Annotated in this window: 11 protein-coding genes; all 11 read right to left on the bottom strand. The window is 61.3% G+C overall.

The window, feature by feature from the left end; all coding sequences use genetic code 11:
• From AC6I6N_RS03810 to tssF, 11 genes are read right to left on the bottom strand one after another with little or no spacing between them, the layout of a single operon-like run.
• Positions 1–681, bottom strand: coding sequence for a DotU family type IV/VI secretion system protein (locus tag AC6I6N_RS03810; RefSeq protein WP_081050039.1), 681 nt, complete (start codon positions 679–681; stop codon positions 1–3).
• Positions 682–686: 5 nt separating this feature from the next.
• Complete coding sequence (tssK, locus tag AC6I6N_RS03815; RefSeq protein ID WP_003799839.1) at positions 687–2,084, bottom strand: type VI secretion system baseplate subunit TssK; 1,398 nt, start codon at positions 2,082–2,084, stop codon at positions 687–689.
• 7 nt (positions 2,085–2,091) lie between these two features.
• Positions 2,092–2,733, bottom strand: coding sequence for a type VI secretion system lipoprotein TssJ (tssJ, locus tag AC6I6N_RS03820; RefSeq protein WP_094196773.1), 642 nt, complete (start codon positions 2,731–2,733; stop codon positions 2,092–2,094).
• 2 nt (positions 2,734–2,735) lie between these two features.
• On the bottom strand, positions 2,736–3,140 hold the full coding sequence (locus AC6I6N_RS03825) for a DUF4150 domain-containing protein (RefSeq protein ID WP_094196774.1): 405 nt from the start codon (positions 3,138–3,140) through the stop codon (positions 2,736–2,738).
• A 29-nt stretch (positions 3,141–3,169) separates the two neighbouring features.
• Entirely contained in the window at positions 3,170–3,841 is a 672-nt protein-coding gene (locus tag AC6I6N_RS03830) for a DUF3540 domain-containing protein (RefSeq protein WP_159063930.1), read from the bottom strand.
• A gap of 13 nt (positions 3,842–3,854) precedes the next feature.
• The gene (locus tag AC6I6N_RS03835; protein ID WP_094196776.1) at positions 3,855–4,811 is read right to left on the bottom strand and encodes a pentapeptide repeat-containing protein; all 957 of its coding nucleotides are present in this window, start codon (positions 4,809–4,811) and stop codon (positions 3,855–3,857) included.
• A complete protein-coding gene (locus AC6I6N_RS03840; RefSeq protein WP_108727508.1) occupies positions 4,808–7,309 on the bottom strand; it encodes a DUF2169 family type VI secretion system accessory protein in 2,502 nt (833 codons plus the stop codon). Before AC6I6N_RS03840 ends, AC6I6N_RS03835 begins: the two co-directional genes overlap by 4 nt.
• 13 nt (positions 7,310–7,322) lie before the next feature.
• Positions 7,323–10,208 (bottom strand): type VI secretion system tip protein TssI/VgrG, encoded by a 2,886-nt coding sequence (tssI, locus tag AC6I6N_RS03845; RefSeq protein WP_059317612.1) that lies wholly within the window; start codon positions 10,206–10,208, stop codon positions 7,323–7,325.
• Positions 10,209–10,211: 3 nt separating this feature from the next.
• Positions 10,212–12,893, bottom strand: coding sequence for a type VI secretion system ATPase TssH (tssH, locus tag AC6I6N_RS03850; RefSeq protein WP_094198354.1), 2,682 nt, complete (start codon positions 12,891–12,893; stop codon positions 10,212–10,214).
• Positions 12,880–13,908 carry a type VI secretion system baseplate subunit TssG gene (tssG, locus tag AC6I6N_RS03855; RefSeq protein ID WP_094196779.1) on the bottom strand — a complete coding sequence of 343 codons (1,029 nt, stop codon included), beginning with the start codon at positions 13,906–13,908 and terminating at the stop codon, positions 12,880–12,882. Before tssG ends, tssH begins: the two co-directional genes overlap by 14 nt.
• Positions 13,872–15,590: a type VI secretion system baseplate subunit TssF gene (gene tssF / locus AC6I6N_RS03860; protein ID WP_094196780.1), complete on the bottom strand. Its 1,719-nt coding sequence runs from the start codon at positions 15,588–15,590 to the stop codon at positions 13,872–13,874. Before tssF ends, tssG begins: the two co-directional genes overlap by 37 nt.
• Between the last annotated feature and the right edge of the window lie 20 nt (positions 15,591–15,610).

A 15,610-nucleotide genomic window follows, 5' to 3' on the forward strand; every position in this document is an offset into this window, starting at 1 on the left:
TCAATGGTCCATCAACAAAGCGCTGGCCAGATTGGCCAGTGAGTGATCCAGATACAGATACAGCACCAGCACCAGCAGCAAGGGTGCCAGCAGCAGCGTCACCGTGTATCCACTGGGCCGCCCCGTCAATCGCCCGGCTGGCCGCGGGGGCGTGGCCTGTCCGGTACCCGACTGCGGAAACAGCGCCTGTCCCGCCGCAAAACCCGGCATGCCCTGCTCATGACGTATCTGCTCGAGCAACTGCACTCGCCAGGACTCAAACTCACCGGGCGCGCGCGCCGCATATTCACCCTGGAATCCGGCAACCAGCACCAGGCCGTACACCTCACGCACCTGCGTGGCATTCTCGGGCAGAGCCTGCAGCCGTTGATAAAACTCGCTGCCAGCGCGCGTGGTGGCAAAGTAATGACGCTGCAACGGCGTCAAACGCCAGTGTCCGGCTCCGGGCCAGGGACTGGTCATGGCCGCCTCGTCAATCCAGGCCACAATGGCAAACAGGGCGGCGCCGACCTCGGCCTGTTCATAGCCGCGCTCACGGGCGCGCGCGCAGGCCTGATCCAGCGCCTCGATCAACGCCGCACCGCTTTGGGCTGAATCGGCTTCCTGAGAAAAGTGAGTACGCGCCTGACGCATGACCGTCAAAAAGAAAGAAGCCAGGCTACTGTCCTGTATCACGGGCATCGCGCTCACCATTTGCTGACAATCAGTTCAATCTGCAGGTTCTCGGGCGCGCCCAGCGCAACCAAGGACACTGCGCGTGTCTGCTCCAGTGCCGCCCAGCCCGGCGACATGGGATCGATGTAGCAGTACAAGGCTCCCGGACGACGAGGAATGCCGCGTGGCGGTTCGGCCAGTTTGAGCAGCTCGACCCCTCCCAGCGAATGGGTCACCATCAATTCAACCTGATCGGGAGCACACAGCTTGAAGTCGCCCGCCAGCGATTGCAAACGCTCTTGCTGCTCGACTCCGGCATAGGCCACCAGGTGATAGCGTTGCCGAGCGGCAAAAAACGCGTCCGGCAGCTCAGCCTCGTACAAGCCTGCGCTGGCGCCAACAGGCTGCAAACGGATCAGCAATTCAGGAGCCGCAACAATTTCATTGAGCAAGGCGCTGATCAGGGTGCTCATGGCGTGAAACCCCGCTGCCAGATCTTCGTGCTGATACGGCGGGGCCAGCACCTTGCCGTCCCGGGTCTCGCCCATCATGTCGTAGCGTTCCGAGAACGTGGACAGCTCGCCGACCAACTGCCGCAACAAGCCGTAGACCTGCCAGGGATGCGTCTGCGGGGCCTCCAGCACATGATTGAGCATGGGGCCATAACGATTGAGCACCTGCAAAGCCACCAGCAAGCTCAGGTGGTTACCGTCCAGATCCTCCGTCCTGCCCAAGCCGCCAGGTTTAAAGACTTCCAGCTGCCGTGCGCGTCCGGTCAGCTCGTCGCGGATGCGTCGTATCGTCTCGATCAGCCAGGGACTGGCCGACAAATTCAGGCTGGGGGGGATGTACTGGCGCTGCAAGCGCGCCTGATCCCCGTCCTGCTCCAGCCGCGCCACAGCCAGCAGTTCATAGTGACCCAGCTGAGGCAATTCCTCGTCCCAGAACACGCGCAAGACGTAATTCATCAAGTCCAGTTGCCCCTCAGGGCCCTGCGCGTAATCATCCGCCACCGTGACCGGATCGGCAGCCGCCACCATGCGCGTGCTCACCGTCTGAGCCTGGCCCGGATCGTCAACCACACTCACATTGGCCTGGCCAGGCATCATGCGCCGCAGTCCAAGGTACACCGTACGGCCAGTGGCCAGATCCGCCAGTTCAAAACCGCGCGACTCAATCACGGCATTGCCGGGATACTGAATGAAACTGCCGTCGCGCAGCCGCGCTGTTAAGGCCAGCACCCTGAAATCCAGCGTCTGCAATGCCGCCTCGTCCAACTCCAGTTGCAGCACACCCCATGGGTACGGCTGAGTCTGGGCCATGAATAAAGCCAGACGCTGGTAGAACAGATTGTCGTTATGCTGGAAATGCTGGGGCTGCAAAAACAGACCCTGGTGCCAGAAGATCGGTTGCAAAGGATGAACGCTCATGAAATCTCTATGGGTGTTGGTGACCGACGGGCCAGGGGCCCGCTGCCGGCAAGGTGGCCGGGGGCGGAATGACAGTATCAGTCTGACTCTCGATGATGGCTTGCGGGCCCAGCCGCAGACGAATGCGCAACGGCTCGGGCCGGGCCTCGTACTCACGGAACATCAGGCCATGGCTGTCAAGCTTGGCGCCAAACTGATAAAGACGGGTGCTGCGGGCGGGGTCCAGGTGCTGATAGCCCAGCGCGACGGCGACGTAACGGGCCTTGTCCATGCGTGCCAGCCGGATGCGCCGCTTGACGCCCGGCTCGATAAAAATACGATCCAGACTGAGCAAACCCGTCGGCGCGCTATCGGCCATCAACAGACTGGAGAGCTGATCGGGCCTGCTTGAATACGGCTCAAACACTGAGGGTTCGACCATCTGCGCCACCACCATCAGCACCGTATGCGCCTGCCCTCCCCAGGTGTTCAACTGTGGGTCGGCATTGACCTCCAGCACCAGCGCATCACGCTCGTACTCCCACTGCAGATCCTTCAAGGCCTCGTCCTTGGACTTGGTCTTGAACATGCCGCAGCCGGTCAACACCAGTGCGGCCAGCAAGACCAGCGCGGCGCGGCGACCCATACGAACACTATGACTGTGCCTCATCCTCAGCTCCCCACCATCACCGTACTTTGACTAGGGCTGATCACCGTCCCGACCGAATTGACCGGCATGCCGTTGTGGCCCGTCATGCAGCCCATCCGCACAGCCGGTTTGCCACCCACCATCACCGTCATGCTGCCGTTCATGAACTGCACTTCACCTTTGATTCGATTGCTGGCTACGCCGCCGACGGTGCCAACCTCATCACCGCTGCTCATCATGATTTTGCTGGCCTGATTCAAAGCCGGCATATTGACCACCAGCACATTGCGCACCAAGCCCGAGGGCTGGGCCATCTGCGTCGTCGCCAGATTGGGAAAAGGCGTAGGCACGGGACCGGCCGGAGTCGGCACCTTGCACACATCGGGAATTGCATTGGCCTGCGCCCCGCCATTGTTGAGCATGAACATAAATAAAAATCTCCTTGGCAATACCGGGCCTAGCCCAGATGCACCTGCTGGCCGTCCACGACCACACGTTGGGCGCCACGCAGCTCAGCGCTGCGGGCCCGCACACGCCAATCCCGCTCGATGACCAGCCGCTGAGAGGCAGCCGCATAGTCATCGTGTCCCGCCACACGCGTAACGCGCTGACCAGCATGTAGCTGGCTCTGGCCATCGACCTGCTGACGCTGGCCGCTATACTCCTGCCGCTGTGCAAAATAGCTGTGCAGGGACTGTCCGGCCAGATGCACGTTCCGGGCCTGTAACAGATACTGTTCCGCCTGTAGCGCCACATCCGCCCCTTGCAGCACTACGGCCTGCGCCGCTTGCAAATGCAAACCGCCACCAGCCTGGACACGGACGCTGCCAGCACTGCGCACCACGGTATCAGCGGGCAGCTGCAGCTGCGCCGTCTGACCGGAGCGCTCCAACACCGCCAGAATGTAGGCCTGCCGCCCATCGAACGTCAGCAAGACCAGATCGCCTACTTGTGGCTGCAACAGGCAGGAGGCTGCCAGCGGCGCAAAGCAACAGCCCATCGTGCCAAGCACGCCCCAGCGCTGGCCGGCCTGGACATAGACTTTGGCCGGCACGGTTTGCCACTGAGCGATCTGCGAGGGCTCCTGCGCGATGGACGGCTGCTCAGAACTTGAACTCAGACAAGACATCTGCATCTCCTTTTTATAGAGCCGACAAAGTCCAGCGCGCGTCGGCACACCAGCGCTCGGCCTGCAGGCGTGGGATATCGTCACCCTGCAGGTCTTGCTTGTCACAGCCATCCCAGCACACCTGATGCAGATCGGCTCCGTGTACGCGCATGCCTTTGGCCTGCGCGCTGCTCAGATCAGCCCCTTGCAAACGCGCATAGCTCACATCGGCATATTCCAGACAGGCGCCCGACAGGCAGAGCCCCTGCGCATGCGTATGCCCCAGTCTGGCCTGTGCCAGATGAGCTCCGCGCGCACTGGCCTGCGGCAAGCGTGCATAATTGAATATGGCCCCCTCCAGACGGGCCCCGTCCAGGCAGGCTCCATCCAGCGTGCTGTAAGCCAGCGACAGAAACGGAGCCACAATCTGCGACAGGTCGGCTCGCTCCAGATCACAATGCTCAAACGCACATTGTTCGAAACGGCCTTGTGCCAGATGCGCGTGCGCCAGACTGGTGCGACGCACCTGAACCTGAAACCACTGCGCGGCCACCGCCTGCAAGCCAGCCGCCTCACAATCCATCCATAAGGCCGGCCCGATTTGCTCGGGCAGGCGCAAGCCCCTCAGATCGCAGTGTTGCCAGGTCACGCCGTGCATGAGTGCCTGACTAGCCTGCACCTGGCTCAAATTGCACTGCAGCCACCAGCCATCGTCCAAAGAGGCCGCGCTCAAATCCGCGCCGCTGAAATCGCAGCGCTCAAAGTGCGCCCGGCTCAGTGCGGCCCCGCTCAAGCGCGCCCCCTGGAACTGGCAGTCGACCAGCACCGCATCCGATAAATCACAGGCGCTCAGATCGGCACCGCGCAGGTTCAATCCGTCCGCCCGCAAACCGTCGAATTTCAAACCACTATATTGACCGCCGGACAAATCCAGATCTCGAATTGGGCCCTGTTCGATCAGGGCCAGCAACTGCTCTGCACTCAAACTCATCGTGATTTACCTCCTTGTGTGTGTCGGGCCCAGTCAGGCAAATGGCCTAGCAGCGCCCCTTCCAAGTCCACGCTACGCACTGTGGCACTGCCCAGTTGCGCTCCATACAGATTGGCTCCACGCCAATCGGTTTGGTCAATCAAGGCGTAATCAAACGCCGCATCCAGAAAATTGGCGCCGGGCCAGCGCGCTCCTGTCCAATTCACTTCTTTGAAAATGCTTCGTGCAGCTTGCACCTGCCAGCCCGTCGCAGCGCGTAAATCGCAGATCTGTAAAAAAGCATCGCTCAGATCAGCCTGGTCGAAGCGGCTGCCGCGCAAGTCACTGTCCTGCAAACTGGCCCCCCGCATATCGGCAGACCGCATATCGGCCTCACGCAAGATGCAGCCACTGTCCAAGCGCACATCGGCCATCTGCGCGCCCACCCAGTCCACATCGTGGCCCTGCGCGCCGGAAAAAGTGGCGCCCCGTAATACCGCTTGCGAGAAACACGCCCGATCCAGCGTGCATTGCGACAGATCAGCGCCATCCAACTGTGCGGCATGCCAATTACTGCCTGCCAGACGGCAACTCGTCATTCCCAGGCGCTCGGCCTGTGCCTGGGCAAAGCCGCCACCTTCCAGCGAACAGTTTTCCCATTGCCCAGCAGCCAGTCGGGCCGCGCTCAGAACAACGCCCTGCAAATCACAGTTCTGTAAACGAGCACCGGTCAGATTCAATGCATCGATCCTTTTGCCCGCCAGAATGCATGCTTCCAACACGGCGCCGCTCAGATCGGCCCCGTCGAGCTCCACACCCCGCAGATCCAGCCCCATCAGATGACACCCGCGCAGGCTATGGCCCGCCTGTCGGTGGGCATGAAATTGCTCCAGCGTGTCGATAAACTGCTGCGGTGCTCCTTGAGCAGCCAACCCAGCCTGCAACACGGCCAGCTCGGCAGCCAGACTGTCCAGACGCTGATCCATTTCGGCCAACTCAGCGTGCAGGCTGGTCCCTTGCTCCTCCAAGGCATCAAAGGCGGAAGGCGGCACATCGGCCCAACCGGCCTTGGCAGCCTGTATCTCGGCCAGCATGTCCACCGGTCCGGAGGTCGAGGGGGCGCGAGGTAATTGCGCCAGCGCCAGCAAGGGCTTTTCATCCAGCTCCAGACGCGTGGCCACGTCCTTGACCTGCGCCAGCAACTGGTCCTGTCCCTGCTGCAAGGCGTGTTCGATGCTTTGCAGCGGATCGCTATCCTCGGCCTTTTCGCTCAGAACCAGAGCGGCCAAAGGCGCAATGCGCGGCAAGGAAACCGGGCTATACGGAGCCAGACGTTCTTCCATATCCGCAATCCAGGCATTGCCCTGCGCTCGACCTTGCTCCAGGCTGTCCTGCAACTGGGCCAGGATCTGCGGGTCCGCCTGCGACGCGTCGGCCATCTGCGGCAGGTCGCTCAACGGCTCCATCTCTTTGTCCTGCGGTGTTTCGTGCGCCATACCCTGCGCACCAGCGGCTGCATGCAGCGCTGTCCAACGTGCCTGCAGATCAGGCAGGCTGCCAGCCGGCTCGTGCGCGTACTCGGTAAAGACTGCCGCAGCGGCAACATCGGCCGCATCGGCACGCTGGACCGGGATGCTGGCCCGATACAGCATCAGGACACGTTCATCTTGAGGAAACAGCCACACCGTATCCAGATCAAGGACCGCCTCCTCAATCCGTTCACTCCCTTTTCTGCGCAGCAGCAAACGGGGGCGCAGGCCTGGCAGGCGGCCCGACACTTCCGGTCGTTGCGGATGCATCCCCTGCACACGCCAGGACTCCGTGCCTTGCCAGTAACCATCCCGTACCTGATCCTGAGGAAAAGCATCGAACAATCGCGGATCAGTATCATCAGGCAGCCAGGGAAAGCGCTCTTTCTCCCAGCGTTCATCCACCGTCCCCACCCAACGCATGCGTGAGCCAGCGCCAGCGGGCAGACGCGTCAATATCGCCGGCCCCCATCGGTCAGCCGGCGAAAGCACCGGCGTATCCGGATGTTCGGTATGAGGCAGCAAGACACCCTGCGCCTGCTCCGGGTCTTTCAACCACCCGCAACCGTATGGGTTTTCGTTGTAGCCTGCGCCACCATACGCCTGGCGCAAGGTCAAGGGCAGCGACTGAAACGGCTCGGCAGCACTGGCACGCCAACCTGCCAGCGTGTGTTGCCAGCGACGCGTGCCATGCACATGGAGGGTTTTTTGCAAGTGGCCCAATTGGACCTGGACCGCCATGGCCGTCGTGTGCTGCCCAGGGGGCGCCCAGGCCTGTCCCGCTACGCCATAACTGCCCCGTGTCTTTTTCAAACCCGCATCAAAGGCCTCATCCGGAAAATGCGCCAGCAACCACGGCCAGGCCTGGGCTTCGGGCAGGCATCCGCCCGCTTGCCAGACATAGCCCAAGGTCACCACCCAGCGCGCTTGCCCTGCCTGGGCATGGTAGGCCTGCATCAGCAGCACATCATCGGGTTTGTCGATATCCATAGGGGCAATGTTCCTAATTGAGCTTCACAATGCCGTTGGCCTTGATATTGACCGAGGCCGTGCCATTGATGCGTACGTTCTGGCCGGCCACATCAATCATGGGAGCCTTCATGTAAACCACCGTGTCTTTCACCTTGAGCTGCCCCGTCATGGACATGGATTCCAGAATCACACCGGCATTACCCGCTTTAATCACGACCTGAGCCTTGCTGATCTTGATCTTGGAGATCAGGACTTCCCAGGACAGCAAAGACGTGGGCGCTCCAGTTACGGTGGCATTGCCAGCGACCAGCGTATCGATTCCTCCGGTTCCCACGACATACTTGATTGTGCGGCTGGTCAGCGAGTAGGCATTGGCCACCGTAATGGACTGCTTGCCATAGGTGCCCTCCATATCCACCACCTTGGTGCTTTGACTGCGCACCACCCGTTTCTCGGCCCCCAGGATGATCTTCTTCTCATCGCCTTTGGTAATGCGGCTCTGATCGCTCAACTCGACTTTGGTGTAGTCGCGCAGATCCAGCTCCTTGGAGCCGCTATACTTGATCCCCACGCTATAGCCCACGGTAATGCTGCTTTTGAGCGAGGCTGAGGCACTGACTTCCGCGCCCAGCGACGTGGATATCTTGATGGGATTGACATTCAGCAGCGAAATATCCAGCACCTTTTCCGGTGCCTTGAGGTAGGACAGATCAACCCAGCCATCGGTCCCTTCCTTGACCTTCTTGGCCGATTGATTGATCTCATCCATCAGTTCTTTGAACTTTTCGCTGGACGTTTTTTCCTTCTTTGCCTCCGTCGTATCCTTCTTGTCTCCGGTATCCTCGCCCGCTGCCTCCCCTTCTTTTTTGGGTTCCTCAGATACGGACTTGCCTTGCTCGAGCCTGTCCAAAGCGCTATCTAGTTTGGCCAGCAGGGCTTGCAACTGCTTTAAGGCCCCATCCAGATCAGGCTGCCCGCCTGCCGTGGCCTGCGCATTCTTTTGCAGTTGGGCCAACATCTGCGCCAACAGCGCCCGTTTGGCCTCCAGGGCTTTCATCTGCACGGGCGCGGTGGCCGTCGGCAAGCTGGCCTCCTCTTCCAGAAAGTCGGCCATGGCCTGATTCTGTGCCTGCTTCAGGCGTTCGCGCGGTTCGGGATCGGTATCAACATTGCCCTTGTTGCCCACTTCCAGGTGGTAAACACCAGGCACTTGTTGAATGAACGAGCGTCCCAGCAGGCCCATATGCCCCTGTGTACTCAGACGCACGCCCGAGCGATGGGGGCTGGCCGGGTCCGCGCCCAGATGGAAAGTGCTCCCCAGCGTAGGCGAGGACAAACGCGTATGCTGGGCGCCCAGTCTGTCCTCGAACTCCAGAGCATTCTGACCGGCCGTGCGCAAGCCCGGCTGAGTCGCCGTATCCTGATTGCGAATGCTAGGATTTTCTTCGTTTGGAATGGCCGAAACAATCACCGGCCGGTCCGGGTCGCCGCCCAGAAACGACACCAGCACCTCCGTTCCCTTGAGCAAAGGAAAATTCATGCCATGCTGGCTGCCCGCATACGGCGTGGCCATGCGCACCCAGGCGGAGTTGCCACCATCGGGGCGATTCGCATCGACAGGGGCAAACAAAAAGCGTATGCGGTAACAACCGTGCTCGTTGATCTGGGCATATTCGCCCTGGCCTTCGGCCACGACTATCGCGCTCAAGAAGCCAACCACACGGGGCTTGGGAGTGACGCGCGCCGGGCGAAATTGACGCACCTCGGGCAGCACCGTCAAGGAAGCCTGATAAAAAACCTGCTCATGCCCCGCCGCACCACTTTGGCGCGGCAAGGGCTGGCGCCCCTCGTGGCGCAGCGCAATCACAAAGTAGCGCTGGTTGAAATCGTGGCGGAAATGCTCATGCAACTGCACGGGATAACCGGCCCGTACTCCCGGCGCCAAAGCCACACCCTGAAAACGACTACGCTGGCAGGCAATTTCTTCGGCACGCAAGCTCGCCATGCGCTCGCCATCGTCCTGCTTGCTGAAGTGGGCCCCATAGATCTCCACACTTCCCACGCCATCGAACCTGTCTTGTGGCGGCTGCCCCTGCGGGTCGATAGCCGCTTTCATGGTCAGATTCAATGAAGGCTGGCTAACCGAGAAATCCCGCAGCACCACCGAGCGCGGCGACACACTCAGCGCATGATCGAAACGCGAAACCCCAATCCGATTCTGTTCACCGCTCAAGGCACCGGCCGGTCGCCAATACAGGGGGACAGCCTGCCGAGGCTGGTCCGTGCGCTCATGACCAAACACCAGAATTTCATGGTCTGCGCCCTGTTCGAACCAGTAATAGACGCCCTCGTGCTCCAGTCGCCGCGAGAGAAAGTCCAGGCTGCTCTCCTCGAACTGACAAATAAACGCAGTGCGCGTCGCCATCAACAGGTCGGAGGACAAACGCAGGCAATACTGCGCGCCGGCATCCTGGGCTGGCTCGCCTTGCCGGCTCAGGCCGCACTGCGCCAGTACCATGCGAATGATGGTGCCCAGATCAGGTTTACCGCCTGCCTGTGCATCGGCTTCCATATAGACCCGCGACAGGCGAAACATGCGCAGCAGCGCCATTTGCGGCTCAAGCACGGCTCGATAATGGGCAAAGCCATCATCACGATGCGTCTGCCGCAATTCGGTAATAATGCCGTGCCAGGGCAGCCAACGCTCCTGCGCATCAAGCACGCTCAAGGTAGCACGCGCTCCCAGCAGTTCTTCCAGATCGATATCGTCGCGTGCGGAGGCCAGCTCGATCTCGAAACGATAAGGCCGCGACACGGCCTCCTCGCCGGACCAGCGCGTCACCAGAAAAAGGTCAGGATCGGCCAGGCCACAACGGAAGCTGGCCAAGGCCTGTTCGGTATCGTAGTCATTGAGCATGCCTTAGCTCCCCATCCGTATCACCCAGGGCTGCGATGCCTGCGGGCCCACATCTACACTCAAGGCGGTCGAGCCATCACCGTCGGCCATCCAGGCCAACACCCGGTCAGACAGCGCCGGCAACAGGCTCTTGCGCAAAATAAAGTCGATATTGCGCGCGCCACTGTCTACCTCGGTACAACGCGCCGCAATGGCCTGAGCAACCGCGGGGGTAAATTCCAGACTCAACCCATTGCTAACTTGCAAGCGCTGCACGATGCGAGCCAGTTTTATCTGCACAATCTGCGCCAAAGCCTCATCCGACAGCGTGCCGTAGGGCACCACCGTCATGCGCGCCAGCAGAGCCGGCTTGAAATGCTGCGACAGTGTCGGGCGGATACGCTCGGCCAGTTCATCAGTCTGCGGCGGGGGGGTCTCGACCCGGGCGGCCGTCACGATGTCGGTGGCCAGATTGCTGGTCAGGAAAATGACCGTATTGGAAAAGTCGATCAGCCGACCTTCGCCATCGGCCAGCGAGCCTTTGTCAAACACCTGATAAAACAGATTGACCACATCCAGATGAGCCTTTTCCACCTCGTCCAGCAGCACCACACTGTAGGGCCGTTTTCTGACAGCCTCGGTCAGCACGCCGCCTTCGCCATAGCCCACGTAGCCGGGAGGTGAGCCGACCAGCCGGCTGACAGTGTGTTTTTCCTGAAATTCGCTCATATTGATGGTGGTCAGCGCCTGCTCACCGCCGAACATCTCATCGGCCACCGCCAGCGCTGTTTCTGTCTTGCCCACCCCCGAAGGACCGACCAACAGAAACACGCCCAGCGGCTGGCGCGGATCGCGCAAGCCGGACTGCGCCGCCTTAAGCACCTGGGCTATCTGCGCGAGGGCCTCATCCTGACCCCGGATGCGCTGACACAACTGCCCCGCCAGTCCCAGCACGGCACTGGCCCCATCGCGCTGCATCTTGCCCAGTGGCACGCCGGTCCAGTCCGAGACCACCTGCGCGACCGTATCGGGCCCGACCTCCGTAAACAAGAGAGGGGCATCGCCCTGCAGGCGGCACAATTGCTCGCGCGCCTGGCTCAACGCCTGGGTCAAATCCTCGGGCGACAAGTCCGGTTCCACCGCCGCATCACCGTGTTCAGGTCCGGCCTTATCGGGGTCTGCCTGCAAGCGGGCCAGACGCTGCCGCAAATCCAGGACCTGCTCGGCAGCTGCCCGTTCGGCCTGCCAGCGTTCGACCAACGCATCCAGATCCTGTTGGTCCTGCTGCACGTGTGCATCGATCTGCTCAAGACGCGCCGCCTCGATACGATGACCGTGCGCCTGATCGCGTTCCAGGGCCTCACGCTCGCGGGCCAAACCCGCCAGACGACGTTCTATCCGCTCCACCCCGGCAGGCTTGACTCCTAGACTGATACGCACGCGGGCTGCTGCCGTATCCAATAAATCCACAGCCTTGTCCGGCAACTGTCGACCCGTGATGTAGCGCTCCGACAAGGTGGCTGCAGCCTGCAAGGCATCGTCGCGCACGCTCACACCATGCACCGCCTCGTAGCGGCTCTTGAGCCCACGCAGTATCTGCACCGCCGTGGCACTGTCAGGCTCGTCCAGTCGAATCAATTGAAACCGTCGCGTCAGGGCCGGATCGCGCTCGAAATACTTCTTGTACTCGGCCCAGGTGGTCGCGGCAATGGTGCGCAGCTCACCACGCGCCAAGGCCGGTTTGAGCAGATTGGCGGCATCGCTGCCACCGCTGGCGCCACCGGCGCCAATCAGCATATGCGCCTCGTCGACAAACAAGATAATGGGCTGCGGTGAGGCCTTGATGGCATCAATCACACCACGTAGCCGTTGCTCAAACTCCCCCTTGACGCTCGCCCCGGCCTCCAGCAGCCCCAGGTCCAGGCCCAGCAAGCGGGTACCGCGTAAAAACTCCGGCACATCGCCTTGCTCGATGCGCAAGGCCAGCCCCTCGACCACCGCTGTCTTGCCCACGCCGGGCTCACCCACGCAAATGGGGTTGTTCTTGCGACGACGCGCCAGAATGTCGATCATCTGGCGGATCTCATCGTCACGCCCGAATACCGGATCTATCTCACCGCGCGCCGCCTTGGCGGTGTAATCTTCGCAAAACCGCGCCAGTGCGCTATCAGCGGCCGAGGTCGCCGTGGGCGGTGCCCCCTTGGACGCGTCGAGCGGCTCGTAAGCCTGCTCAGCCGACGCCCCGGTCCAGGCGGCAAACTGCTTGTGCAATTGCTCACTGGAGAGGGCACGCAAACTCTCGCCCCACGGTGTACCTGCGGCGTAATAACCCAGCCGCATCAACAAGGCCAGCAACACGGCACCACTACGCACATGGCGGGCCCCCAGATTGACCGAGGCGACCAGCCAGCTATCTTGCAAGCACTCCGTCAGCATGGGCGAGAACACCGGGCGCCCCGGATTGCCGCTTTTGAAGCGTGCCAGTGCATCCTCCAATTGGGCGGCCAGTCGCAGGCTATCAATCTGGCTCTGGGCCAGAATGTGAGCCAGATCGCTGCCCGTCTCGCTCAGCAGGCGATGCAACAGGTGCTCAATGCTGATTTCATAATGCCCCCGTGCCAGGGTCAGGCCTGCGGCAGACTCCACGGCCGCTGTGCACAAGGGATTGAGCCTGGCAAACAAAGGCTTTAAGTCAACGAGCATCATGATCATCGTTCTCCGCAGTAAAAAGATTCAAGCCGAAACGCACCGGCCGCTCGGCCAGTACGCGGCTACGGCCTTGGCCCAGCCATGTATTGCATCCCAGCCGCTGCCAACCCCGGCCCAGACAGGCCCCCTGGCGCTGCTGCGGCTCCAGCCACAACTGCAGCTCACACTGCAGCGGAGCCTGTAAATACCAGGCCACGGTGCGGCTGACCCGATCAAACAAGGGCGCACCCGGCAATAAGTCGTGAAACAACTCGGCCTGCAAAGGGCCAATTTCGATATCGGCATTGCCGGCGCAATCGAGCACCTGTTCGCCCAGCACACTGTCCTCACCCAAACTACAGGCCTGTCCGCCCAAGCGGCTGCGATAGACCGGGGCAATGCGGACAAAGCGCGGTGCACAGGGGTGGACCCGCACCGGCAAGCCCCCCAACAAACCTGCCAACAGGCTTTGCAAACCCAAGGCGGAACGTGACTTCATGCCCAGATTGCCGGCAAAAGGCAGCAGCGCCTGCGCATCATCCTGGCGTTCAGGCGCCTCACGCAGCCCTACCAGGGCATATAGCTGGCGCAGGCGCTGGCCATCACGACGCTCATGTACAGCCAGCCAGATGCGATACTTTTCCCAGGCCTGATACAGCAGCGGGTACAGAGCCGCATGCACAATGTCGATAAAATCGCGGCGGGCCGAATACCCCTGCATCGCTTCTTGAATCAGATCCTCGGTATAGAACGTGGGCAGCGGCGAGGTCACCCCATACAAACCAAAGAAATTGGCCTCAATATGAAAACGTCCATCGACACCGCGTTCGACCTTGGCCAGATCCGACTCGGGGAATGCCAATGTCAGTGCCGGCCGAATACGCAGGCGCTCGCGCAAGGCCGCATCGTCGCCCAGATGCTGGCGCAGCAAACGCGCCGCCTGGAAGAAGCTGTATTGAGGGGCCTGGGTCTGCAAATCCTGCAGCAGCCCAGCCTCTACAACAGGCGTTGCTGACCGATCTGCGCTGGCCATTGCAGCGTCTCCCCATGGACCGTGTCATGCAACGTCAAGGCGATGAAGGTATTCATCGTCGCGCAGCCGGACAAAAATTCGTTCAAGACAGAACCGAACAGATACAGGCTGCCGGGACCTGAGAAATGATCTCCTGCGCACTCGATGCGAACCGTACTGCCCTGGACAGGCATGCCGCGCACCATGCGCCGCTGGCTTTGCACCTGCACCTGCTGAATAGATTCGATCTGGCGCAATCCGGCGGCTCGCTGCCCGGACTCCCCGCGTTGCTCGGGCAGATACAGCAACAGCAATTTGCGCAGACTCTCGGCGCTGGACAGCGCCATCTGATTGGCCTGCATGTGCGAGAGCACGCGCCAGAGCAAATCCTGCGCCAGATAGGGTTCGCGATAGGAGGTGACCCCGGTAATGTTAGAAAAAGTCACCCGCACCGGCGACCGGTCGGTCGCCTCGCAAATCTCGCCCAGGCGCAGATCATCCGGCCCGCTGCCGTCGGTACAGCTCAGGCGCAAGGACAGGACCTGCTCACCGTCTTGCGCCAGCCCAGCGCCTGGCAAGCTTAAATAATGCTCACAACCCGATCCCAGTGCTGAGGCACGTACGCGAATGTGATAGGACTGGGCGCCCGGCACACAGTCGCTGGCCGGCTGATAGCCTTGTTCCAGCCCATCCGCACTGCGCAGGTCCACCCGGTCCACACTGTAAATCTGAGCTCCCTGACGCCCCGTGACTGGCCGAATACGATATTCCGGCTGCCGGTGATCCACGTACAAGGGCTGGCCATCCAGGGGATACAAGTTGACGGCCGGGCTCGCATGCAAGACAAAATTGTCCACACTGACCTCAGGAGCCCAGTCGGGCAGACGGTCAAATTCAAAACGCAGCACCAATCGCGTCCCCTGACGGGCACGCCAGCGCTCCAGTCCCTTTAGCTCCAGAAAGCGCAGCTTTTCGGGCAGGGCAAAATATTCATGCAAAATGCGCCAGGCCGGATGCGCACCTGCCGGCCAGGGTAATAAAGGATAGGCGGGGTCAAAGCCAAACGGACGCAGACACGCCGGCTCCAGCCGTACCATGCTGCCTTGGGGCGAGCCGACATAGATGGCGCGCGTGTCACGCATAAGAATTCGGAACAATCCGCTGGCCACCGTCTCGCTGCCGCCCAGCCACAACCGTAACGAGTTCCCTTCCCATTGAGCGGCATCCAAGCCTGTCAGAGCCAGTTCCAGCACCAGCGCCGGCACCTGACTGGCGCGCTGGCCTGCATCCCAATAGGCGTGTTCCAGCCGCAAAGGCTCAACAGCGACCGGATAAATCGCATTGAATACCGCGCGCTCACCGCGCTCGCCGGAAGAAGAAAAAGTCGTACCGACCGGCACCTGCAAGGTTTCACCGGTCACGCTGCGCGGACTGTACTGCATGATGGTCATGCATGGCACCGGCCGCAGGAACTGCGGAAACATCAGTTGCGCCAGACTTTGCACAAACTCAGGAAAATCGTCGTCCAGACGCTGGCGCACAAGCCCCGTCATGAAGGCCACGCCTTCGAGCAGACGCTCTACATCCGCATCGACCGCGGCCGCACTGCCCAGCAAGGGAGCCAGAGCGGGATTGCGACGCCCAAATTCGGCCGCCAAGGAACGCAGATTATGCAGTTCCTGTTCGTAGTATCGATTCAACATTCCCATTTCCCTGGAGCACA

The organism is Alcaligenes sp. LTN-3 (assembly GCF_059735605.1).